This window comes from Georgenia sp. EYE_87 (assembly GCF_023148685.1).
Taxonomy (GTDB): domain Bacteria; phylum Actinomycetota; class Actinomycetes; order Actinomycetales; family Actinomycetaceae; genus Georgenia.
Window position 1 is genome coordinate 1 of sequence record NZ_JAHXNL010000016.1, and the last position, 23352, is coordinate 23352.

At 73.8% G+C, this 23352-nt stretch carries 20 protein-coding genes; 5 read left to right on the forward strand and 15 right to left on the reverse strand.

Translation table 11 applies throughout. From position 1 onward, the window contains the following. Positions 1-80: 80 nt before the first annotated feature. The 10 genes from murD to dinB form a co-directional block, all read right to left on the reverse strand. Positions 81-1565, reverse strand: a complete 1485-nt coding sequence (murD, locus tag KZX45_RS17325) for a UDP-N-acetylmuramoyl-L-alanine--D-glutamate ligase (protein WP_248259010.1) — start codon at positions 1563-1565, stop codon at positions 81-83. Further along, a complete protein-coding gene (gene mraY / locus KZX45_RS17330; RefSeq protein WP_248259011.1) occupies positions 1562-2653 on the reverse strand; it encodes a phospho-N-acetylmuramoyl-pentapeptide-transferase in 1092 nt (363 codons plus the stop codon). Before mraY ends, murD begins: the two co-directional genes overlap by 4 nt. Beyond that, the gene (gene murF / locus KZX45_RS17335) at positions 2650-4077 is read right to left on the reverse strand and encodes a UDP-N-acetylmuramoyl-tripeptide--D-alanyl-D-alanine ligase (protein ID WP_248259012.1); all 1428 of its coding nucleotides are present in this window, start codon (positions 4075-4077) and stop codon (positions 2650-2652) included. Before murF ends, mraY begins: the two co-directional genes overlap by 4 nt. Then, positions 4077-5651, reverse strand: coding sequence for a UDP-N-acetylmuramoyl-L-alanyl-D-glutamate--2,6-diaminopimelate ligase (locus KZX45_RS17340; RefSeq protein ID WP_248259013.1), 1575 nt, complete (start codon positions 5649-5651; stop codon positions 4077-4079). The genes murF and KZX45_RS17340 overlap by 1 nt, the downstream gene beginning before the upstream one ends. Before the next feature lie 44 nt (positions 5652-5695). After that, positions 5696-7474: a penicillin-binding protein 2 gene (locus KZX45_RS17345; protein WP_248259014.1), complete on the reverse strand. Its 1779-nt coding sequence runs from the start codon at positions 7472-7474 to the stop codon at positions 5696-5698. Then, entirely contained in the window at positions 7471-7857 is a 387-nt protein-coding gene (locus KZX45_RS17350) for a hypothetical protein (protein ID WP_248259015.1), read from the reverse strand. Before KZX45_RS17350 ends, KZX45_RS17345 begins: the two co-directional genes overlap by 4 nt. Continuing rightward, complete coding sequence (rsmH, locus tag KZX45_RS17355) at positions 7854-8870, reverse strand: 16S rRNA (cytosine(1402)-N(4))-methyltransferase RsmH (RefSeq protein WP_248259016.1); 1017 nt, start codon at positions 8868-8870, stop codon at positions 7854-7856. The genes KZX45_RS17350 and rsmH overlap by 4 nt, the downstream gene beginning before the upstream one ends. A 188-nt stretch (positions 8871-9058) precedes the next feature. Then, positions 9059-9490 (reverse strand): division/cell wall cluster transcriptional repressor MraZ, encoded by a 432-nt coding sequence (gene mraZ, locus KZX45_RS17360; RefSeq protein WP_248259017.1) that lies wholly within the window; start codon positions 9488-9490, stop codon positions 9059-9061. 652 nt (positions 9491-10142) lie between these two features. Next, positions 10143-10526 carry a DUF3040 domain-containing protein gene (locus KZX45_RS17365; RefSeq protein WP_248259018.1) on the reverse strand — a complete coding sequence of 128 codons (384 nt, stop codon included), beginning with the start codon at positions 10524-10526 and terminating at the stop codon, positions 10143-10145. 46 nt (positions 10527-10572) lie between these two features. Continuing rightward, complete coding sequence (dinB, locus tag KZX45_RS17370; RefSeq protein ID WP_248259019.1) at positions 10573-11826, reverse strand: DNA polymerase IV; 1254 nt, start codon at positions 11824-11826, stop codon at positions 10573-10575. Between the two features lie 47 nt (positions 11827-11873). Here dinB and KZX45_RS17375 point away from each other — a divergent pair, with 47 nt between their 5' ends. Further along, positions 11874-12740 carry a fused MFS/spermidine synthase gene (locus tag KZX45_RS17375; protein WP_248259020.1) on the forward strand — a complete coding sequence of 289 codons (867 nt, stop codon included), beginning with the start codon at positions 11874-11876 and terminating at the stop codon, positions 12738-12740. Positions 12741-12828: 88 nt separating this feature from the next. Here the strand turns inward: KZX45_RS17375 and KZX45_RS17380 are convergent, their stop codons facing one another. From KZX45_RS17380 to KZX45_RS17390, 3 genes are all read right to left on the reverse strand, one after another. After that, entirely contained in the window at positions 12829-13035 is a 207-nt protein-coding gene (locus KZX45_RS17380) for a cold-shock protein (protein WP_248259021.1), read from the reverse strand. Between the two features lie 352 nt (positions 13036-13387). Continuing rightward, entirely contained in the window at positions 13388-14776 is a 1389-nt protein-coding gene (locus KZX45_RS17385) for a nitrate/nitrite transporter (RefSeq protein ID WP_248259022.1), read from the reverse strand. Positions 14777-14909: 133 nt separating this feature from the next. After that, a complete protein-coding gene (locus tag KZX45_RS17390; RefSeq protein WP_248259023.1) occupies positions 14910-15845 on the reverse strand; it encodes a proteasome assembly chaperone family protein in 936 nt (311 codons plus the stop codon). A 231-nt stretch (positions 15846-16076) separates the two neighbouring features. Here KZX45_RS17390 and KZX45_RS17395 point away from each other — a divergent pair, with 231 nt between their 5' ends. From KZX45_RS17395 to mgrA, 3 genes are all read left to right on the forward strand, one after another. Continuing rightward, the gene (locus KZX45_RS17395) at positions 16077-18380 is read left to right on the forward strand and encodes an AAA family ATPase (RefSeq protein ID WP_248259024.1); all 2304 of its coding nucleotides are present in this window, start codon (positions 16077-16079) and stop codon (positions 18378-18380) included. Between the two features lie 143 nt (positions 18381-18523). Next, a complete protein-coding gene (gene serA, locus KZX45_RS17400; protein ID WP_248259025.1) occupies positions 18524-19762 on the forward strand; it encodes a phosphoglycerate dehydrogenase in 1239 nt (412 codons plus the stop codon). Positions 19763-19912: 150 nt separating this feature from the next. Beyond that, positions 19913-20947, forward strand: coding sequence for an L-glyceraldehyde 3-phosphate reductase (mgrA, locus tag KZX45_RS17405; RefSeq protein ID WP_248259026.1), 1035 nt, complete (start codon positions 19913-19915; stop codon positions 20945-20947). A 123-nt stretch (positions 20948-21070) separates the two neighbouring features. On the opposite strand, the gene nrdR is transcribed toward mgrA, so the two are convergent. After that, complete coding sequence (nrdR, locus tag KZX45_RS17410; protein ID WP_248259027.1) at positions 21071-21727, reverse strand: transcriptional regulator NrdR; 657 nt, start codon at positions 21725-21727, stop codon at positions 21071-21073. A gap of 234 nt (positions 21728-21961) precedes the next feature. Continuing rightward, the gene (locus tag KZX45_RS17415) at positions 21962-22453 is read right to left on the reverse strand and encodes a LysM peptidoglycan-binding domain-containing protein (protein ID WP_248259028.1); all 492 of its coding nucleotides are present in this window, start codon (positions 22451-22453) and stop codon (positions 21962-21964) included. Between the two features lie 205 nt (positions 22454-22658). On the opposite strand from KZX45_RS17415, the gene lexA reads away from it, so the two are divergent. Next, positions 22659-23348 carry a transcriptional repressor LexA gene (gene lexA / locus KZX45_RS17420; RefSeq protein WP_248259029.1) on the forward strand — a complete coding sequence of 230 codons (690 nt, stop codon included), beginning with the start codon at positions 22659-22661 and terminating at the stop codon, positions 23346-23348. Positions 23349-23352: the final 4 nt, after the last annotated feature.

Here is a 23352-nt window from a genome sequence, read left to right on the forward strand (position 1 = left end):
CGGCTGCGCGGCCGGGCGGGCCGGGCGCGCGCCGCGCGCCGGGCGGGCCGGACGGGGGCGCCGGACGCCGTCGAGCGTGGTCATCTGCTCCCCCGAAGCTCTCGTGCCGCGCGGGCGAAGGCCTCGCCGCGCTCGGCGTAGTTGCGGAACTGGTCCATCGAGGCGCACGCCGGGGCCATCAGCACGGTGTCGCCCGGCCGGGCGAGCCGCGCCGCCTCCGCGACCGCCCGCGTCATCACGTCCCCATCCTCGCCAGCGTCGACCTCGATCACCGGGACGTCGGCCGCGTGTCGTGCCAGCGCCCCCCGCAGCGGTTCCCGGTCGACCCCGATGAGGACGGCGGCGCGCAGCCGGTCCCGGTGGGCGGCGACGAGGTCGTCGAAGCTGGCGCCCTTGGCGAGCCCGCCCGCGATCCACACGACGGTCCCGGCCGGCAGGGCGCCGAGCGACGCCGCGGCGGCGTGCGCGTTGGTGGCCTTGGAGTCGTCGACGTAGGCGACGCCGTCGACGGTGGCCACGAGCTCGATCCGGTGGGCGCCGGGGGCGTAGTCACGCAGCCCCTGGCGCACGTGCTCCGGCGCAACGCCGTGCGCGCGGGCGAGCGCGGCGGCCGCGAGGGCGTTCGCGAGCACGTGGTCCGGCACGTCGGCGCCGCCGGGGGCGAGATGGGCGAGGTCGGAGCGGGTCGCGAGCTCGGCGGCCGCGTGGTGCCGCTCGGCGATGAACGCCCGGTCGACGAGGAACTCCTCCACCAGGCCCAGCTGGCCTACGGCCGGGGTGCGCAGCGTCGTGCCGACGGCGCGCGCCCCCTCGACGACGTCCGCCTCCTCGACCATCGCGCGCGTGACCGGGTCGGCCTCGTTGTACACGCACGCCACCTGGGTGCGCTCGTACACCCGGGCCTTGTCCGCCCGGTAGGCCTCGTAGGAGCCGTGCCAGTCGATGTGGTCGGGGGCGAGGTTCAGGCAGGCGCTGGCCTGCGGGCTGACGGTGTGGGTGGAGTGCAGCTGGAAGCTCGACAGCTCCACCGCGAGGACGTCCGCCCCGCCCGCGGCGGCCACCCGCACGATCGGCGTGCCGACGTTGCCGACCGCGGGGGCGTTCTCCCCGGCGGCGGTCAGGATCGAGGCGAGCATCGAGACGGTCGTGGTCTTGCCGTTGGTGCCGGTCAGCGTCAGCCACGGCGCGCGGGTCCCGTCGGGGCGGCGGGCCTGCAGGCGCCACGCGAGCTCGACCTCGCTCCACACGGGCACGCCCGCCGCGGTCGCGCGCACGTGCAGCGGAGAGACGGCGGGGATGCCGGGCGAGACGACGACGACGTCGGGGCGGGCGGCCAGCACCCGCTCGGCGAGGTCCACCGGGTCGGGCGCCGCGGACAGCGTCGTGTCCGCCGGCACCTCGCCGCTCTCGCGGGCAGCGTCGAGCGCGGACTCGGCCGCGTCGTGGCCCCACAGCGTCGCCCCGGTGGTGCCGAGGACCTCGAGGGCCGCACGGCCGGAGGCCCCGAGACCGACGACCGCGACGCGGGCGCCGTCGAGGTCCTGCGCGGGCGGGCGGCCGGTCATGCCGGCGCCACCGAGACCCACTCGGCGTAGAACAGCCCCAGGCCCAGCGCCACGCACAGGGCGGCGATGATCCAGAAGCGCACCACGATGGTGACCTCGCCCCAGCCCTTGAGCTCGAAGTGGTGGTGCAGCGGGGCCATGCGGAACACGCGCTTGCCAGTCATCTTGAAGAAGCCGATCTGGATGACGTCGCTCATGACGATGATGACGAACAGGCCGCCGAGGATGACCGCGAGGAACTCGGTGCGCGTGAGGATCGACAGGCCGGCCAGAGCGCCACCGAGGGCGAGGGACCCGGTGTCGCCCATGAAGATCTGCGCCGGCGAGGTGTTCCACCACAGGAAGCCGAAGCACGCGCCGACGATGGCGGCCGTGACGATGGCCAGGTCGCGGGGGTCGCGGACCTCGTAGCAGCCGGGTCCCGGCTCGGCGAGGTACTGGCACGACTGGTTGGACTGCCAGATGGTGATCACCGTGTAGGCGCCGAAGACGAACATCGACGCGCCGGTGGCGAGCCCGTCGAGGCCGTCGGTGAGGTTGACGGCGTTGCTCCAGGCGGTGATCAGGAAGTTCGCCCACAGCACGAACAGCACCAGCCCGAGGCCTGCCCCGGCCCACGCGAGGTCGATGCCGGTGTCCCGGATGAAGGAGATCTGGGTGGAGGCGGGGGTGCGGTAGTTCTCGTTCTCGAACTGCAGGGCGAGCACGGCGAAGGTGATGCCGATGACGGCCTGGCCGATGAGCTTGCTGCGCTCGTCGAGGCCGAGGGATCGCTGCCGGGAGATCTTGATGTAGTCGTCGAGGAAGCCGATCAGGCCCATGCCGACCATGAGGAAGAGCAGCAGCAGGCCGGAGGCGTTGGGCAGCCGGCCGCTGACCATGTTGGAGATCGTGTACCCCAGCAGCGTCGCGCCGATGATGACGACGCCGCCCATGGTGGGCGTGCCGCGCTTGGTGAAGTGGGCGGTCGGGCCATCCTGCCGGATGAACTGGCCGTAGTTCTTCGCCACGAGGAGCCGGATGAACAGGGGCGTGCCGGCCATGGCCACGACGAGCGCGACGGCCCCGGCGATCAGCACGGACATCATGAGGCGGCCCTCCCGGTGGTGCCCTCGAGCAGCGCGTCGGCCAGCCGCCAGATGCCGGAGCCGTTCGACCCCTTGAGCAGGACGACGTCGCCGGGCCGCAGCCGCTCGCCCAGGACGGTGCGGGCGGCCTCGACGTCGGGGACGTGGAGGACGGCGGTCGCGTCGCCGTCCGCCTCACGGGCGCCCTCGGCCAGCGGGGCGGTCCCCTCCCCGACGGCGACGACGAGGTCCACGCCGAGGCCCGCCGCGTCCGCCCCCACGGCACGGTGCTCGGCGGCGGAGTACTCCCCCAGCTCGAGCATCTCGCCGAGCACGGCGACGCTGCGCCGCCCGGCGGCGAGCCCCACGAGGGCGCGCAGGCCGGCCCGCACCGAGTCGGGGTTGGCGTTGTAGGAGTCGTCGACGACGCGCACGCCGTCCGCGCGGTCGCGCACGTCCATCCGGTGCGGGCTCGCGGCACCGGCGCCGGCGAGGACGCCCACGACGGTCTCCGGCGCGACGCCGAGGTCGAGGGCGACGGCCGCCGCGGCGAGGGCGTTGGTCACGTGGTGCTCGCCCACCAGGGCGAGCCGGACGTCGGCCGACCCCTGCGGGGCGTGGAGGCGGAAGGCGGCCCGTCCGGCGTCGTCGAGGCGCACGTCCTCCGCCCGGACGTCGGCGCCGGCGGACCGGCCGAAGGTGAGGACGCGGCCCGGGGCGAGGGAGGCCATGGCGGTGACGCGGGCGTCGTCGGCGTTGAGGACGGCGGTGCCGCCGGGGGCCAGGCCGGCCACGAGCTCGGACTTGGCGCGGGCCACGTTCTCGATGCCGCCGAACTCGCCCAGGTGGGCGCGGCCCACGGCGAGGACCACCGCGACGTCGGGCGGCGCGACGGAGGTGAGGTACTCGAGGTTGCCGACGTGGTCGGCGCCCATCTCGAGCACGAGGGTCCGCGTGGTGGCGGTCGCGCGCAGCACGGTCAGCGGCAGGCCGATCTCGTTGTTGAACGAGCCGGGCGGGGCGATGTGCTCCCCGAGCGGCGCGAGCAGGCTCGCGAGGAGGTCCTTCGTGGTGGTCTTGCCGACCGAGCCGGTCACGGCGACCACGCGCAGCGGGTCCTCGGCGGTGCGCCGAGCCCGCAGCTCCGCGAGCACGTGCCGGGCGAGGCGGCCCAGGGCGGCGGCGACGTCGTCGACGAGGACGGTCCGCCCCGGGTCGGTCCCGGGGACGGCGCGGGTGACGAGCGCCCCGGCGGCCCCGGCGTCCAGTGCCGCGGCGACGAAGTCGTGGCCGTCGGCGTGCTCGCCGTCGAAGGCGGCGAAGAGCGTGCCGGGCCCGACCGCGCGGGAGTCGGTGACGACCTCGCCGGTCACGGGCGTGCGTCCCTCCCCCGTGAGCTCGCCGCCCGTGACGGCGGCGACCTGCGCGAGCGTCATCGTGATCATCAGTTCAGTCCTCCGGCGCGCAGCGCCAGAGCGGCGCGCACCTCTTCACGGTCGTCCAGGTGGTGGTCCACGCCGGCGATCTCCTGGACGGTCTCGTGCCCTCGGCCGGCCACGAGCACCGTGTCGTCCTCGCCGGCCTCGAGGACCACCGTACGGATGGCCTCCGCCCTGCTGGCAATCTCGACCACGGTGGTGTCGGGCACACGGGCCCGGGCGGCGGCGAGCACCTCGGCCCTGATCTGCTCGGGCGGCTCGTCGTGCGGGTCGTCGTCCGTGACCACGACCACGTCCGCCCCCTCGACGGCCAGGCGGGCCATCTCCGGGCGCTTCGTGCGGTCGCGCGAGCCCGTGGCGCCGAACACGAGGACCAGCCGGCCCGTCGTCGTCGGGCGCAGGGCGGCGAGGGCCTGGGCGAGCGCACCGGGGTTGTGCGCGAAGTCCACGATCACCCGCGGACGCTCGGCCAGCTGCTCCATCCGGCCCGGCACCTGGGGGCTCAGCCCGCCGGCGGCGGCGAGGGCGCGCTCGAGCTCGGCGGCGCCGACCCCGCTCTCCAGCACCATCGCGGCGGCCAGGGCGGCGTTGGCGAGGTTGAACCCGCCAGGCAGGGAGGTGCGGGTGCGCAGGGTCCGGCCGTCCCGGTGGGTGAGCGTGAAGGCCGTGCCGGAGGCGTCCGCCACGACGTCGCGGACCCGCCAGTCGGCCTGACCGTCACCGGTGGCCGAGAGGGTGACGACGGCGCCCGGGCGGGCGGCGGCGGAGCGCTCGGCCAGCCGCCGGCCCCACTCGTCGTCGACGACCACCACGCCGCGGCGCGAGCGGGCCGGGGTGAACAGGCCCGCCTTGGCCTCGAAGTACTCCTCGAGGCTGCCGTGGAAGTCCAGGTGGTCCTGGGTGAGGTTGGTGAAGCCGGCGACGTCGAAGACCACCGGGTCCACGCGGCGCAGGGCCAGGGCGTGCGAGGAGACCTCCATGACGAGGTCGTCGACGTCCTCGGCGACCATCTGCGCGAGGAGGGCCTGCAGGTCGGCGGGCTGCGGCGTCGTCAGGGTGGCCGGGACGGCCCGCTCGCCCACGCGGACCTCCACGGTGCCGATGAGGCCCGTGCGCCGCCCGAGCGCGCGCAGCGCGTGGTCGACCATGAAGACGGTCGTCGTCTTGCCGTTGGTGCCGGTGACGGCGAACGAGCCGAGCGCCTCGGCCGGCAGGCCGTAGACGGTCGCGGCCAGCTCGCCGAGCAGCGCCGGGACGTCCGGGGCGACCAGGACCGGCACGCCGAGCGGGTCGCCGTCGGCGAGGAGGCTCTCGCCCGCCGGGTCGGTGAGGACCGCGGCGGCACCCGCGGCGACCGCGGCGCCGGCGAAGCGGGCACCGTGGACGCGCCCGCCCGCATGGGCCGCGAACAGCTCGCCCCCGACGATCTCCCGGTTGTCCGCGCGCACCCCACGGATGCCGACGTCGGCCCAGTCGGGGCCGCTCCCGTCCGCGACGGCGAGCCCGAAGGTGGCGGCGAGGTCGCCGAGCCGGTGAGGTCCGGGCGCGGCGGATGGAGCGGTCGGTACGGCGAAAGTCACCGCCCCATTGTTGTCCCTCTCGCCGCCGCGTCCATTCGCAGCGCTCACTGCTCCGGCTCGAGCGGCAGGTTCGGGGTGGGCTCCGTCGAGGGCGGCACGCCCATGTCCCGCAGCGCGAAGCCCATGACCTCGCGGAAGGTCGGGGCCGCGACGGTGCCGCCGTAGGAGGTGCCGGCACCGCGGTAGACGACGACGCCGACGGCGACGCGGGGGTTCTCGGCGGGCGCCACGCCCACGAACGAGCCGAGCCGGTTGCTGATGCCACCGGCGTCATCGAGGATCTGTGCGGTGCCGGTCTTGGCAGCCACCCGGTAGCCGGGCACGGCGCCCTGCGGGCCCGTGCCGCCCTTCTGGACGACGGTCTCCATCATCGCCAGCATCTTGTCGGCGGTCTCCTCGGAGAGGATCTGCTCGCCCTCGTCGACCTCCTGCGGCGTGAAGGTGCCGTCCCCGTCGGTGGTGCCGTCGACGACACGCGGGTCGACGCGGACCCCGCCGTTGCCGAGGGTCGCGGCCATCGACGTGTTCTGCAGGAGCGTGACGGACATGCCCTGGCCGAACATCGTGGTGTAGCGGGTGCGCCCGTCCCAGGTGTCGGGGTCGCGGACCACGCCGGAGGCCTCGCCGGGCAGCTCGATGCCGGTCTTCTCCCCGAACCCGAAGCCGCGCAGGAGGTTGAAGCGTTCGCGGTCGTCGACCATGTCGCCGACCTGCACGGTCGCCGTGTTGGAGGACATCTGCAGCGCGCCGGTCGTGGTGAGGTGGAGGGTCTCGTGCGGGCTGTTGTCCCGGAAGGTCTGACCGTTCGGCATGGTGAGGGTGTCCGGCACCGTGAAGGGCGTGTCTGTGTCGATGACGCCCTTCTCGAGGCCGAGGGCGAACGTGGGGAGCTTGCCGGTCGAGCCGGGCTCGTAGGGGCTGGAGACGGCGCGTGAGCCGCGGTCCTCCGGCGCCCAGTCCTGGTAGTTCCCGGGGTCCACGGTGTTCGAGTCGGCCAGGGCGAGGATGCGGCCGGTGCCGATCTCCTCGACGACGACGGCCCCCCACGCGGCGCCGAACTTCTCCACGGCGCCGTCGATGCTGGCCTGGGCGACGTGCTGCAGGTCGCGGTCGATGGTCGTGTGCACGGTGTGCCCCTGGACGGCAGGCACCTCCTCGCGGTGGCCGGTAGGGATGACCTGGCCGGTGCCGCCGATCTCGACGGTGAGCGAGCCGTCCTTGCCGGTGAGGACCTCGTTCATGGTGAGCTCGAGTCCGGCCAGACCTTCACGGTCGCGGCCGACGTAGCCGATGACGTTCCCCGCGGTGGAGCCGTTCGGGTAGATGCGCTGCGTGGTCTCCTCCGGCTCGATGCCGGGGATGTTCAGGGCGTCGATCTCGCGCCACTGCTCCGGCGTGAGGCCCTTGGCGAGGTAGACGAACGTCGACTCCCCCACCATCTGGGCGCCGAGCTCGGCCTTGTCGCGTCCGAGCAGCGGGGCGAGCACCTCCGCGGCCGCGGCCGCGCCCGTGGAGACAACCTCGCCGGTCTTCTCGTCCTCGAGCTCGTAGTTGCGCACGAGCAGCTGGTTGACGCCGATGTTGTACCGCTCCACGGAGGTGGCGAGGATCTCGCCGTCGCTGTCGACGATGTCGCCGCGGGGGGCGCGGATCGCCGACGTGCGGGTGCGGTCCTCGCGCGCCTGCTCCGCGAGCTCGGGCCCCTGGAACGCCTGGACGTAGACGAGCCGTCCGCCGAAGACCAGCAGGACCGTCAGGACGAGGACGAGGATGGCCTGCCGGCGTGCCCGCTGGCCGCGCTCCGCAACGGTCCGTGCGCTCATCCCTCGGCCTCCGCCCCCAGGATGCTGCCCTCGGACAGGAGCACGAAGCGGATGTCCTCGGCCGGGACCATGCCCAGCTCCGTTGCCCGGGTCTGGAGGGCGGCGGGCGAGCCCGCCTCCTCCACCTGGGCGCGCAGCGACGCCTCGCCCTCGTCGAGGCGGTTGAGGGCGATCTGCTTGTCGTGGATCTCGTACGCGGTGGCGGCCATCTGGGTGTTGAGCAGGAGGACCCCGAGCAGCGCCGCGGCGAGGATGCCGACGCACAGCACGATGAAGGGGACGACGCTGCGCGCGGGGGCCGGGCTCGGCACCACCTCGAGGCGAGGCCGCCACGAGACTCGGGGCGCGGTCGCTCTGGTCGCGCGTGCGGGTGCAGCGCTCATGCGGCATTCCTCCTGGTGCTCCGGTCGGGGGGTGGGAGCAGGTGGTCGGGGGTCGGGCGGATTCGTCGGGCGGCGCGAAGCCGGACGGAGGCGGCGCGGGGGTTGCGCGCGCGCTCGTCGTCGTCCGCCTCCTCCGCCCCTCGGGTCAGCAGCTCGAGGTACGGACGGTGGGTCTCCGGCTCCACCGGGAGGTCCGGCGGGGCGGAGCTCCGGGCCCCGCGGGCCAGGACGGTCTTGACGGCGCGGTCCTCGAGGGAGTGGTAGGACTCGACGACGATCCGGCCGTCCACCGCGAGCGCCTCGATCGCACGGGGCAGGGCCCGCTCCAGGACCTCGAGCTCGCCGTTGACGGCGATGCGCAGCGCCTGGAACGTGCGCTTGGCCGGGTTCCCGCCGGTCCGGCGGGCGGCCTGGGGGATGTTCTCGCGGACGATCTCCACGAGCTCGCCGGTGCGCTCGAGCGGAGCCGTGGCGCGGCGACGGACGATGGCCGCGGCGATCCGTCCGGCGAACTTCTCCTCGCCGTACACACGAAGGATCCGCCGCAGCTCGGCCTCGTCGGCGGTGGCGAGCAGCTCGGCGGCGGAGACGCCGCTCGACTGGTCCATGCGCATGTCGAGCGGGGCATCCTGGGCGTAGGAGAAGCCCCGGGTGGCGTCGTCGAGCTGGAGGGACGAGACCCCCAGGTCCATCAGCACGCCCTGCACGTGGCCATCGCGCCCGTGCTCGGCCGCGACGTCGTCGATGTGGTCGTAGGTGGTACGGACGGGGGTGAAGCGGCCGGCGAAGGGGGCGAGACGAGCCCCGGCCAGCTCCAGCGCCCTGGGGTCGCGGTCGATCCCGACCACGTGGAGGTCGGGGAACCGGCGCAGCGCCGCCTCGGTGTGCCCGCCCATGCCGAGCGTGGCGTCGATCATGACCGCGCCCGGCGCGTCGACGGCCGGGGCCAGCAGGTCGAGGCAGCGGCCCACGAGCACGGGGACGTGCAACGCGTTCGCGTCCGCCTGGCTCATGCGGGGCTCCTGGTCCGTTCGGGTCTTGTGCACTGCTGGTGGTTGCTGGTCGGGGGCCCTCCACCGCCCGACCAGGACTCCCTCCGCCTGCTCTGGCGCCGGGGAAGTGCGTCAGAGTCGCGGTGAGAGACCTCGTCGTGCGGGGGGCACGGGGCCACGTCGGGGGTGAGAACGGAACGGGTGGTGCGTCAGAAGAGTCCGGGGACCACCTCCTCCGCGGTCTCGGCGAACGCCTGCTCCTGCTCGGCCAGGTAGGTCTCCCAGGCCGTCGCGTCCCAGATCTCGATGCGCGTGCCCGCGCCGATCACTGCCAGGTCCTTCGTGAGCCCGGCGTACTGGCGCAGCGCCGGGGGGACAGTGATGCGGCCCTGCTTGTCCGGGACCTCGTCGGCAGCGCCGGAGAGGAAGACGCGCAGGTAGTCGCGGGCCTGCTTGCTGGTGACGGGGGCCTGGCGGAGCTTCGTGTGCATCTCTTCGAACTCCCGCATGGGGAAGGCGTAGAGGCACCGTTCCTGACCGCGGGTGAGGACGATGCCTGCCGCCAGCTGGTCGCGGAACTTCGCGGGGAGGATGAGTCGGCCCTTGTCGTCGAGACGAGGCGCGTGGGTGCCCAGGAACACATCTGCACCCCCCTCCTTCTCCGCTCGCCACCAGTAGGCCCCACATTACTCCACTTCCCTCCCCTGCGCAGCGTTCTACGCACGAAATATGGCCGGGTATCCCGCTGAACCCGCAGATCAGCGCGGGTGGAGCGAGGTGGAGGGAAATTTCGTCGTAGCGCCCCTTCGGAGCCCGCCGAGCTGGGCCGCCGGCGTGCGAGCGCCCGCCGCTCTGCGACGCCTCCTGGCATCGGGTGACCCGAGAACGGCGGGACAGCGCCGATTCGCGGCATCGGGTGGCCGCTCGGCGGGGCGCCCCTCACGTGCACGAGAGCCAGGTGGGAATCGCTCGTGGAGCGGAGTGGGGACGTCGCGGTGGAGCGGAGTGGGGACGTCGCGGTGGAGCGGAGTGGGGACGTCGCGGTGGAGCGGAGTGGGGACGTCGCGGTGGAGCGGAGTGGGAGCCCGACGCTCACGGTGCCGATCACCGGTCGACATCGACTACCGGTACGTCTCCGGCGACGAGGCGCTCCACGTCCGCACGCTGATGGGCCTCCGTCGCCCGACCGGGTCGTGCCGCCGGACGGGCAGGCTCGGGCGTCGCCCAGGAAAGCACACAGCCCGTCGCCGATCGGCGCCGGGCTGCTTCAGCGTTTGGCGAGAGACGTGGGCGTCAGCGCCCGCGCTCCTCGTTACGCCGGTTCCACCTGTCTTCCTGACGCTGCATGAACCCGCCGGAGGGCGGCACCTTGCCGCCCGGTCGACGGATCCCACCACGGCCACCCCCGCGGGACGCGCCACCGCGCGGCCCCGTGATGGCGAGCAGGACGCCGCCGAGCATGGCAACGAAGCCGAGCACCCCGAGCCAGATGTACCCGGTGGCGACACCACCGATCAGGCCGCCCAGGCCCACCAGGAAGAGCAGGATGCCCAGGCTCAGCCGACGCACGTTCGGCCGAGGCCGGTCGGCGAGCGTGTTGGCGAGCCGAGGGTCATCAGAGCGCAGCTGCTGCTCCATCTGCTGAAGCATGCGCTGCTCGTATTCGGAGAGAGGCATCGGACCTCCAGTCTCGCCACGTCCCGTCGCACCGACGGTGTAAGGATCAGGATAGGTCCCCCGACCCGCTCTTGAAAGCGGAGTGCCGATTGTTGCCCAGCAGTGATGCCGGCCGGAGGATCTGCGAGCCGAACCGGGCCCGGACTCCGTCCATCGCGCGCTCGGCTAGCGCCTGCTGCGGGTCGTCGTCGAGCGCCGACTGCACGCCCGTGGTGGCGGCCGCGGAGAGCCGCTCGGCACGGACCCCGAGCAGGCGGACGCCCGCGCGCGGGATCTCGACGCCGGCGAGGAGGTCGCGAGCGGCCGCGTGGATGTCGTGCGCGAGGTCGGTCGGGACCGCGAGCGTCCGGGAGCGCGTCAACGTGGTGAAGTCGGCGTGACGGACCTTGATGGCCACGGTCCACGTCACCATGCCGTCGGCACGCAGCCGGGCCGCGCACTCGTGGCTCTGACGCAGGAGCACGCGCTCCAGCTGAGCCCGGTCGGCGATGTCCTCCGCGAAGGTCGTCTCCGTGCCGACCGACTTCTCGGCCCGCGTCGGTTCGACCCGGCGGGTGTCCACGCCCCACGCGAGCTCGTGCAGGCGCTGGCCGGCGGCCACGCCCAGCATCCGGTGGAGCGCGGTGAGGGGCGTGGCGGCCAGCCCGGCGACCGTGTCGATACCGTGCCGCCCGAGCATCTCCTGCGTCTTCTCCCCCACGCCCCACAGCGCCCCGACAGGCAGGGAGTGCAGGAACGGCACCGTGGCGTCGGCCGGCACGAGCAGCAACCCGTCCGGCTTGGCGTGGGTCGACGCCAGCTTCGCGACATGCTTGCTGGACGCGACACCGACGGAGGCCGGCACGCCCGAGCGTCGGTGGACCTCCGCACGCACCCAGCGGGCGATCTCGACGGGAGAGCCCATCCGCCGGACGGCGCCGGTGACGTCGAGAAAGGCCTCGTCGATGCTGACCTGCTCCATGACCGGCGTCACCTCGGCCAGGACGGACATGACCTTGCGGGAGACCTCGGCATAACGCGCGTGCCGGCCGGGGAGCACGACGGCCTGCGGGCACAGCACCTTGGCGCGCGTCGCGGGCATCGCCGAGTGAACGCCGAAGGCCCGAGCCTCGTAGCTGGCGGCGGCGACCACACCTCGGTGCTCCCCACCGACGATGACCGGCAGCCCCCGCAGCTCGGGGCGGTCGAGGATCTCGACGGAGACGAAGAAGGCGTCCATGTCGACGTGGAGGATCGTGCAGCCCGTGTCGTCCTCGCCCCAGGACCGGCGTGCGGCGGCGCTGCGCGGCGCTCTGCTCACCCGTGCCCCTCCTCTCGCCGGACCGGGGCCCAGGCTAACGTGGCCGGGTGCCAGACCGCCGTCGCCGTCCCGCCGCCGCAGCGCCGAAGGTGCACGACCTTCCCACCGGGCCGGTGCAGACCTCGCTGGGCACGGCGAGCCTGCGACGGGACCCCGGCGCCCCCAACCGGGTGACGCTGCTGCTCGGCAGCACGGAGAGCTCGCACCTCGACCTCGAGGATCCCGCGTACCTCGAGTTCGAGTACATGCAGCAGATGGCGGTGCTCCTCGACGCGTCACGTCCCGACGGACCGGTCCGTGCTCTCCACCTCGGCGGCGCCGGCTGCGCGTTTCCGCGGGCCCTCGAAGCCCGCCGTCCGGGGTCCACGCAGCTCGCCGTCGAGCTCGACGACGTGCTCGCCACCCTCGTGCGCCAGTGGTTCGACCTGCCGCGGGCACCTCGGCTGCGCATCCGGACGGGTGACGCCCGCGCGGTGACGGCCGCGCAGCGGCCGGGGTCGTGGGAGGTGGTCGTGCGGGACGTCTTCGCACACGCCGAGGTCCCGCGTCACGTGCGCACGCTGGAGGCGGCGGCCGAGGTCCGCCGTGCGCTCGTGCCCGGCGGGCTGTACCTGGTCAACCTGACCGACCGTCCGCCGCTGTACAAGGCACGCGCGGAGGTCGCGACGCTGCAGGAGGTCTTCGCCGACGTCCAGCTGGTGGCCGACCCGGGCATCCTGCGCGGCCGGCGCTACGGCAACCTGGTGCTCGCGGCGTCGGACGAGCCGCTGCCCGTCACGGACGTCGAGCGCGGGCTGCGCCGGCTGCCGCTGCCGGTCCGGCTCCTCCACGGTGCGGAGCTCGACGGCTTTCGCGGCACCGTTCCGCCGGTGCGGGACGAACCGGTGCCCGACGCTGCCCCGCCGGCGCGCTGAGCGACCCGAGCAAGAGCGACGGGCCCGCCCCCGCGCGCAGCGCGGGGGCGGGCCCGTGCGGGGCCGGCCGGCGTGAGCGGCCGGAAGGTCAGAGAGCGCGGACGTTCTCGGCCTGGGGGCCCTTGGGGCCCTGGGTGATCTCGAACTCGACGCGCTGGGCGTCCTCGAGGGAGCGGTAGCCGTCGGACTGGATCGCCGAGTAGTGCACGAACACGTCGGGGGCGTTGCCACCGTCCTGCTCGATGAAGCCGTAGCCCTTCTCGGAGTTGAACCACTTCACGGTTCCCTGTGCCATCTTGCTGTGTCCTTCCGGGACGTCGTGGGCCAGCCCTGTGCCGAGCCCGTTCTCGCCGCACCTCGTCCCACTTCCTTGCCCGGGAACCGGCCCGCGAAGCGGAACGGTGCCCGTGGGGCTGGCCGTGACCCGCCCCGGACCGCACGTCAGGGAAACGCCGTTGCAACGGCCACAGCATGGCAGAACTCACGTCGACGGACCAGGGATCTGCGGACGGATTCCGGCCCATGACCAGAACCTGCGACCCGGCGGTCAGAACCAGGGACCCGGCGCCGTCCTGCCGCGGCCGGGGGGTCGGTGCGCCGGTCAGCCCTCGGGGCCCCGCTGCCGCGGCCGGAGACCCGGTGCGCGGTCAGCCCTTGGGGCCCCGCTGCCGTCGCAGGCGCGCCAGCACCTCGCGCACCGGCGGCACGACGACGCCCTCCTCGGCCATCCGGCGCCGGGTGGCCCGCCGGCAGACGAGCAGCCCAGCGAGGCCGACCGCCCACAGGAGCGCCTGGGAGGACATGGCGAGCCGGAAGTCGCCGAGGGTGTAGGCCCCGTCCGGGCGGACGACGTCGAGCACCCACCCGACGAGGAAGATCGAGACGAGCGACGCCACGAACCCGCCGACGTTGACCAGGCCGGTCGCGGTCCCCAGCCGGGCCGCGGGGACGAAGGAGCGGGCGAAGTCGAAGCCGATGTTCGACGCCGTGGCCGAGACGGTCAGGACGATCACGAGGAGCGCCAGCTGCCACACCGGGCGCGGGGTGGCCGGGACCAGCACCGACGCCCACACCACCATCGTCGCGACGACGGCCCCGAGCACCAGCCAGGAGCGACGGAGCGGGTGCCGGCCCTGGAGGTAGCCGGTGACCGGACCGGTGACCACGCCCGCGAGCGCGGCGAGCGTGAGCAGCGAGCTCGCGCCGGCGGTGCTCACCCCCTGCCCGGCGGTGAGGAAGGGGACGCCCCAGAGCAGCAGGAAGGTGTTCGTGGGGAACAGGCACACGAAGTGGGTGAAGAAACCCAGCCAGGTGCCCGGCTCACGGAGCACGGCGGAGATCGGCACGCGGGTGGGCTCGGCGGCCACCGGCGCGGCAGGCACCTCGGCGCCGGTGCCCACCGGCTGCACCGACTCGGACCGGCGGGCCGGGCGCGTGGGCCTAGCCGGGTGGTCCCGCACGACGGCGAGGACGAGCACCGCCACGAAGACCCCCAGAGCCGCCAACGAGACGAAGGCCGTCGTCCATCCGGCTCCCAGCAGCAGCGCCAGGAACGGGACGGCGGAGATGATCTGACCGGTCTGCCCGATGATGCCGGTCATCTGGGTGAGCAGCGGGACACGCTGGCTCGGGAACCACGCCGGGACCAGACGGAGCACGGAGACGAAGGCTGTCGCGTCGCCGACCCCCACCAGCACCCGCGCCACGAGGGCGAGCGGGAGGGTGTCGACGAGCCCGAGCATGAGCTGACCGGCGGCGAGGATCAGGGCACCGGTGAAGATGACCTTCCGGCTGCCGACCCGGTCCAGGACGATCCCGACCGGGACCTGCGCCGCGGCGTAGACCCCGAGCTGGACGACGACGAAGAGGGAGAGCACCGACGCCGAGATGTCGAAGCGCTCCACGGCCTGCAGCCCGGCGACACCCAGGGAGGTACGACCGGTGGTGGCGACGATGTACGCCGCCAGACCGGCCCCCCAGACCGTGGCAGCCACGCGCGAGGGGGCGGGGGCCTGGAACGGGGACACGGCTGCCATTGTCCCAGGCGGACTCGTCGCCCGCGGCCAGGGAGCCGGCCGCGGGCGATGAGTCTGCTCACAGGCGGCGGGCGACGGGTCTGCTCACGCGCAGCGGGCCAAGAGTCTGCTCACGCACCGCGGCCGGGGTAGGTCAGGCCTGCTCCGGCCGCCCGCCGTCGTCGCCCTGCTGCTCGGCCAGGAAGGCCTCGAGCTCGGCGCCGATCTGGTCCGCCGTCGGGATGGAGTCCGGCTCGGCCAGCAGCGTCTTGTGCGTCGGCTGCGCGGCCGCCTCCATGAAGGCGTCGTACTGCTGCTCGAGCGCGTGGACGACGGCGCCGACCTCCGCGGAGGCGGAGACCTGCGCCTCGATCAGGCGGGCGGTCTCGGCCGCGGCCGCCTCGAGCTCACCCACGGGCAGGGCGAGCCCGGTGCTCGCGGCGACCTGCCGGACGAGCTCCGCGGCGGCCTGCGGGTACTCGGACTGCGCGAGATAGTGCGGGACGTTCGCCGCGAAGCCGAGGGCGTCGTGCCCGGTGCGCCCGAGCCGCAGCTCGAGGAGCCCGGCGACGCTCCCCGGGACCTGCACGCGACCCATGAGGTGGCGCTGCGGGTCGACGAGGCCGTCCCTGGTGGCGTGCGCGGTGACGCTGATCGGGCGGGTGTGCGGGACAGCCATCGGGATGCCCTGCAGGCCGATGGTGCGCTGCACACCGAGTGCGTCGACGAGGTCGATGACTGCGGCCGTGAAGCGGTCCCACTGCAGATCCGGCTCAGGGCCGTGCAGGAGCAGCAGCTCGGTGCCCTCGTCGTCGCGCAGACGGTCCAGGGCGATCACCGGCTCGTCGTAGTCGGTGTAGCTCCAGTCCTCGAACGTCATGGCGGGCCGACGCGAGCGGTAGTCGATGAGGGCGTCCGAGTCGAAGGTGACCACGCGCTCGGCAGGCAGGGAGTCGAGCAGGTGACGGGCCACCATCTCACCGGCGTGCCCGGCGTCGAGCGCCCCGCGCAGGGCGTGGACGAGCACCGGCACGGGCCCGTTGTCGAACGCCTCCGGGCTCACGGAGTACAGCTCCTGGGGATCGCGCATGTCGGCGCTCCTCTCCTCTTCGTCACTTCGGTCAGTCTCTGCCATTCCTAACGTCGGGGGCGTCCGCATCATTCCACGCACCCCTCCGTCCGGGCGGTAGCGGTCCGAAAGGCGCGGTCCCAGCTGGCGGACCGCCTGCGGCACACGGCTTCGTGGCCGATAATGGATGGCCGTGTGCCGCTGTCACACCCCCGTGCCGGCGTCACACACCGCAGACCACAAGGAGCTTGCGTGCCACGAGAGGCCACCACGCCTGAGCAGGCCGTGCCGGCCGCGACCGTTCGGGCGGCCGTCGCCGAGGAGCAGAGGTACCTGGACGTCGTGTACGCCAGGCTCGACGAGCTGCGCGCCGCGTACCGCCAGCGGCTGGCGGAGGTAAGACGGGGCGGGCCGTCAGGCTCGCCGCAGAACCGCTCCGAGCGCGACGCGTTCGCGGCGCACTACGAGGACACCGTCGCGCGCCTCGACCACGTGGAGAACAGGCTCGTCTTCGGCCGCCTCGACCTGCGCGGTGCGCGGGACCCGCGCTACGTCGGACGCATCGGGATGTCGGACGCCGAGCACGACCAGCTGCTGATCGACTGGCGCGCACCGAGCGCGCGGCCGTTCTACCAGGCGACCGCCGCCCACCCGGGCGACGTCGTGCGCCGTCGCCACCTCATGACCCGCGCCCGCACGGTGGTGGGGGTGGAGGACGAGCTGCTGGACCACGCGCACCTCGACGAGGACGTGGCCGACGGCCTCACCGGCGAGGGAGCGCTCTTCGCCGCGATGTCCGCCGCCCGGGAGGGCCGGATGAGCGACATCGTCGCCACCATCCAGGCCGAGCAGGACGCCGTGATCCGGTCCCCGCTCGACGGCGTCCTGGTGGTCCAGGGCGGGCCGGGCACCGGCAAGACCGCGGTGGCGCTGCACCGGGCCGCCTACCTCCTCTACGCCCACCGCGAGCGCCTCGAACGCTCGGGGGTGCTGCTCGTGGGGCCCTCGCGCGTGTTCCTCCGCTACATCGAGCAGGTCCTCCCATCCCTCGGTGAGACGGACGTCGTCGCGACCACCATGGCCGAGCTGCTGCCGGGGACCACGGCGACCGCGCCGGAGCCGGCCGAGGTCGCCGAGGTCAAGGGCCGCACCGCCATGGCCCACGTCCTGGCCCGCGCCGTCCGCGCGCTCCAGCGCGTCCCGGACGAGGTGCAGGAGCTCGACGTCGAGGGCGTGACCCTGCACCTGCGCCCGGAGGACGTGCGCACCGCCATGGCCCGCGCGCGCCGCAGCGGCCTGCCGCACAACCAGGCCCGGGAGACCTTCGCCCTGACGATCCTCGACACGCTCGTGCGGGAGTACGCGGCCGCCCGGGGCAACGACGGGGACGACCCCGAGGATCGGGCGTGGCTGCGCGAGGACGTCCGCACGGCCCGGGACGTGCGTCGCGCCGTGAACCTGTGCTGGATGCCCACCACCGCGCACGGCCTTCTGGAGCGGCTCTACGCGCGTCCCGAGCTGCTCGCTCCCCATGCCCGCGGGCTCTCCCCGCGCGACCGTGAGCTGCTGCGCCGTGAGAAGGGCTCGCCGTGGACGGTGGCGGACGTGCCGCTGCTGGACGAGCTCGCCGAGCTGCTCGGCCCGCACGAGCAGGCGGAGTCGGCCCGAGCGGCCGCCGAGGCCCGGCTCCAGGCGGCGGAGGAGGTGCGCTACGCGCAGGAGGCCATCACCTCGCAGGGGCTGGGCATGGGGATGGTCAGCGCCGAGATGCTCGCCGAGCGCTTCGCGGCCACGGGCCCGCGGCTGACGACGGCGGAGCGCGCCGCCGGCGACCGGGCCTGGACCTACGGGCACGTCGTGGTCGACGAGGCGCAGGAGCTCTCCCCCATGGCCTGGCGCGCGCTGCTCCGCCGTTGCCCGTCCCGATCTATGACGGTCGTCGGCGACCTCGCCCAGCGCAGCGGGCACCGTCCCGCCCGGTCCTGGGAGGAGGTGCTCGGCGTCGCCGGCAGCGAGCACGTCCGCGAGGCCGTGCTCACCGTCAGCTACCGCACGCCCGCCACGGTGATGGACACCGCCACCGCGGTGATGACGGCACTCGACGCCGAGCCCGCCTACCCCGTGCGCGCCGCCCGCGACCTGCCCGACTCCCTGGCGACCACCCGGGCCGGGCCGGGTGAGCTGGCGGTGGTCACGGCCGCGGTGCTCCGCGACGAGCTCCGCGCCCTCGACGCCGGGGCCGGGCGGGGGGCCGGGCGTGTCGCCCTCATCGTGCCCCCGGGCGCCGAGCGCTCGCTGGGCACGGCCCTCCTCGTCGAGGACGACCTGCGGGAGGCGCTCACCTCCGGCCACGGCGACCCGCTCGGGGCACGCGTGGCCGTCGTCGACCCGGTCGAGGCGAAAGGACTGGAGTACGACGTCGTGGTGCTCGCCGAGCCCGCAGCCATCCTCGAGGGCGGTACGGGCGACCTGTACGTGGCGATGACCCGCCCCACCCGCCGATTGCACGTCGTGCACTCGGCCGACCTGCCGCCGGGCTTCGCGACCGGCGCCTGAGGCGCCGCCGCCGGCCGCGCACCCGCGGGCGGACAGGGCCGCGGGCGGACCGGGCCCGCGGGTCGGGCGCAGGTGAGCAACGCCACCCGCCCACCTGATGGACCGGCTTGCTCCGCATGGCGAGACAGGCGGACCATGGGGCGGTGGCCCGCGCACTGCTTCTCGAGAACCCGCACCCCGACGCCGACCCGATCCTGGCCGACGCCGGGTTCGAGGTGGTCCGGCACCCCGGCGCGATGGAGGAGGACGAGCTGATCGAGGCCCTCGAGGGCGTCGACCTCCTCGGCATCCGCTCCACCACGCACGTGACCGAGCGGGTCCTCGCGGCCCACCCCGGCCTGACGGCGATCGGCGCGTTCTGCATCGGCACGAACCAGATCGACCTGCGCGCGGCCGCCCGGCGCGGCATCGCGGTGTTCAACGCCCCGTTCTCCAACACCCGCTCCGTGGTCGAGCTCGCGGTGGCCGAGATCATCGCGCTGACCCGCCGGCTGACCGTTCGCGACAAGGCCCTGCACGGCGGCGTCTGGGACAAGACGGCCTCGGGTTCGCACGAGGTCCGCGGGCGCACCCTGGGCATCGTCGGGTACGGCAACATCGGCACCCAGCTCTCCGTGGTCGCCGAGGCCCTCGGCATGCGCGTGGTGTTCTACGACACCGCGGAGAAGCTCGCGCTCGGCAACGCCCACCGCATGGGCTCGCTCGCCGAGATGCTCGCCGTGTCCGACGTCGTCACCCTCCACGTGGACGGCCGGGCGGGCAACGCCGGCATGTTCGGCCGCGAGCAGTTCGAGCAGATGAAGCACGGCGCGTCGTTCCTCAACCTCTCGCGCGGCTTCCTCGTCGACTACTCCGTGCTGCGCGAGAAGATCCTCGACGGCTCCATCTCCGGCGCCGCCGTCGACGTCTTCCCCACCGAGCCCCGCCGGAACGGCGACCCCTTCGACTCCGAGCTGCGCGGGCTGCCGAACGTGATCCTGACCCCGCACGTCGGCGGGTCGACCCAGGAGGCACAGGAGAACATCGGGCACTTCGTGGCCAACAAGCTGAGCAAGTACGTGCGCGCCGGCTCCACCGACCTGTCGGTGAACCTCCCCCGCCTCACGCTCCAGCCCTCCGACGCCGCCCGCTACCGCGTGGCGTTCGTGCACCGCAACACGCCCGGCGTCCTGGCGCTGGTGAACCAGACGTTCGCCGAGCACGGGGCGAACATCGAGGGGCAGATCCTCGGCACGCTCGGCGAGATCGGGTACGTGGTCACGGACATCGGCTCCGAGCTGCCGCGCGAGGCGATCGAGGCGGTCCGGCAGATGGAGGACACGCTGCGGCTGCGCGTCATGGTCCGGCCGGGCTACGAGGACACGTACGACGGCGAAGCCTGACGGCCCCGGCGCCCGCCTCGCGGCTCGGGCCGCCCGCCTCGCGGCCCGGGCGCCTGCCCGGCGGCTGGGGCGCCCGCCTCGCGGCCCGGGCGCCGCGGCCCGGACGGGCGTGTCGGCGGCCCCGGCCGCGCGGGCAGTACCGTCGGAGGCATGTTCACCCCCGCGCCCGAGCGCTACGACTCCATGACCTACCGCCGCTGCGGCCGCAGCGGCCTCGACCTGCCCGCGATCGCCCTCGGGCTCTGGCAGAACTTCGGCGAGGAGAACCCCTACGCCACCCAGCGTGAGATCGTGCTGCGCGCCGTCGACCTGGGCATCACCCACATCGACCTGGCGAACAACTACGGGCCGCCCCCGGGCTCGGCGGAGAAGCACTTCGGGCGCATGCTCGCTGAGGACCTGGCGGGCCTGCGCGACGAGCTGGTCATCTCCACCAAGGCCGGGTACGACATGTGGCCGGGCCCCTACGGGAACGGCGGCTCACGCAAGTACCTGCTCGCCTCTCTCGACGCCTCGTTGGAGCGGATGGGCCTGGACTACGTAGACCTCTTCTACTCGCACCGCTTCGACGCGACCACGCCGCTGCGCGAGACGATGGGCGCGCTGAAGACGGCGGTGGACTCCGGGCGCGCCCTCTACGCGGGCATCTCCTCCTACTCGGCCGAGCGCACCCGCGAGGCGCTCGAGATCGCCGCCGAGATCGGCCTGGACATCCTCGTCCACCAGCCCTCGTACTCTCTGCTGAACCGGTGGGTCGAGGAGGGCGACCCGAGCCTCCTCGACGTCCTCGGCGACGCCGGCATGGGAGCCGTCGTGTTCTCGCCGTTGGCCCAGGGGATGCTCACGGACAAGTACCTCGACGGCATCCCGGAGGGATCGCGGGCCTCCCGCGGCGGCTCGCTGCGTCGCGAGTTCCTCGAGGAGTCCACGCTCACGCACGTGCGTGCACTCAACGACATCGCCGCGGAGCGCGGTCAGACCCTTGCTCAGATGGCCATCGCGTGGGTGCTGCGCGACCCCCGCGTCACCACGGCGCTGGTCGGCGCCTCCAGCGTGGCGCAGCTCGAGAGCTCGGTGCAGGCGCTCGACAACCTCGCGTTCAGCGAGGACGAGCTCGCCCGGATCGACGGTCACGCGGTCGACGCCGGCATCAACATCTGGGCGCCGCGCTCGTCCAACCTGTAGCCCAGCCGTCGGTCGGGGGCGGCTTCCCCGCCGCCCCCACCGGGGCTGTCAGCGGACCCGTGTCCCCCGGCCGGTGCCGACGGCTGTCAGCGGGCCGACGCCCTCAGCAGGTGCCGACGGCTGTCAGCGTGCCGGGGCCTCCCGGCCGGTGCCGGCGGGCCCCAGGCTGACGAACCCGTCCGCGGTGGGCGCCGAACCGTCCGTGGCCTGCGCGGCGGCGGCCTGCTCGTCGGCCGGCTCACGGCCGGCCCGCTCCCCGGCACCGTGGTCCTCATCGCCCTGCTCCTCGTCGCCCTGCCCGGCTCTCGCGCCGGACCCCGCGGCCGAGCGCTCCGCGCGCTCGGCCCGCAGGATCGCGATCGCGTCCTCGAAGTCCTCGAGGCTGCTGAACGAGGAGTACACGCTCGCGAACCGCAGGTAGGCGACCTCGTCGAGCTGGCGCAGCGGCCCGAGAATCGCCAGGCCGATCTCGTGGGCGTCGATCTGCGCGGCCCCGGCGGCCCGTAGCGACTCCTCCACCTGCTGGGCGAGCAGAGCCAGGTCGTCGTCCGAGACGGGGCGCCCCTGGCAGGCCTTGCGCACGCCGGCGACCACCTTGTCCCGGCTGAACGGCTCGCTCGCGCCCGACCGCTTGACCACCGTGAGGCTCGACGTCTCCACCGTGCTGAAACGTCGCCCGCACGAGGGGCACTGCCGACGCCGACGGATGGCCGAGCCGTCCTCGGCCGTGCGCGAGTCGATCACCCGCGTGTCGGCGTGACGGCAGAACGGACAGTGCACGGTGGAGCTCCTCCCTGCGCCCGCCCCACGCGCGCGGACGTGGGCTGCCCCGCTGCGAGGACCGCACCGACCGGCGGCACGGGCGCCTGAGGCACCGTAGGACCGGGCCCGCCCCCGGCGCAACCAGACCCCCGCTGCCCGTCGCTGGCTCGCCGTGCGGCCTCCCGCCCGCGCATTTGTCGTGCGGCCAACCGCCCAGACCCACCGTCAGCACGCCGCGGGGAGTCCGCGCAGTCAGTCCACGGGCACCAGCAGCTCCTGGCCGACGGCCAGGTCGGCCGAGGCCAGGCCGTTGATGTCGGCGATCTGCTCGAGAACGTCGCGCGGGTCCTCCCCGGGTGCCGCTGCGGCGCTCGCCAGGGACCACAGGGTCTGGCCAGGAGCCACGGTCACCGTCGTCGTCGTCGCCGACGATGACGACGGGTTGGCCGCCGTGCCCACCAGGGCCCCCAGCGCGACGGAGGCGCCGGTCGCCGCGACCAGCGCGAGCACCGTCAGGAGCCGGCGGCCGCGGGCCGTCAGCCGTAGGCCGGCCGCGCCGGCCTGCGCCGGGCGGGAGACGACGCGCGCAGGCACCCCAGGCTCGACCGCCGGCTGCACCGCGGGTGGCACGAAGCCGGGGCCGACGAGCTGGAGAGTGCCCCGCCCCACGGGCCGGGCGTCACCCCGGCGACGTGCCGGGCGGGCCGGCGCTGGCCATACGGGCTGTGCGACGAGTGCGCTCATCATCTTCTCCCTCGAACTGCTGTTCGTAGAACGTCTGTACGCAGACTAGCCGCCTCCCCGCCCGATGTCGACACACCGTCGAACAATTGTTTGATATCGGGCGCCAGGCCTTCTAGGCTGACGTCGGAAAGCCCATCACCGACCACTGACATCGGCGGTTCCACCCAGACCGCCGCCGGGTGCCGAGCCAGGAAGGACCGCCGCCGTGAGCGTCGAGAAGAAGACCGAGCAGCCCGAGCAAGCGACCGCAGAGGAGCTGACGGACCGCCAGCGCATGATCCTCGACACGATCCGGGACGCGGTCGCGGCGCACGGCTACCCGCCGAGCATGCGGGAGATCGGCGAGGCGGTCGGCCTGACCAGCCCGTCCTCCGTCAAGCACCAGCTGGGTGTGCTCGAGCGGAAGGGCTACGTGCGGCGCGACCCGAACCGGCCCCGTGCCCTCGAGCTGACCGCCCGCGGCGTCCCGTCCGTCTCAGGCCCGATCGGGTCGGTCGACGGCGAGGGCCTCCGGTCCGGCGCGCCCACGTACGTGCCCGTCGTCGGGCGTATCGCGGCCGGCGGGCCGATCCTGGCCGAGCAGAGTGTCGAGGACGTCTTCCCGCTCCCCCGTCAGCTGGTCGGCGACGGCGAGCTGTTCCTCCTCAAGGTCGTGGGCGAGTCCATGATCGATGCAGCGATCTGCGACGGCGACTGGGTCGTCGTGCGTCGCCAGCCGGTGGCGGAGAACGGGGAGGTGGTGGCCGCCATGATCGACGGCGAGGCGACCGTGAAGACCTTCCAGCGCAAGGACGGCCACGTGTGGCTGCTGCCTCAGAACCCCGCCTTCTCACCCATCCCCGGCGACGAGTCGCAGATCCTCGGCCGCGTGGTGACCGTGCTGCGGAGCCTCTGAGGGG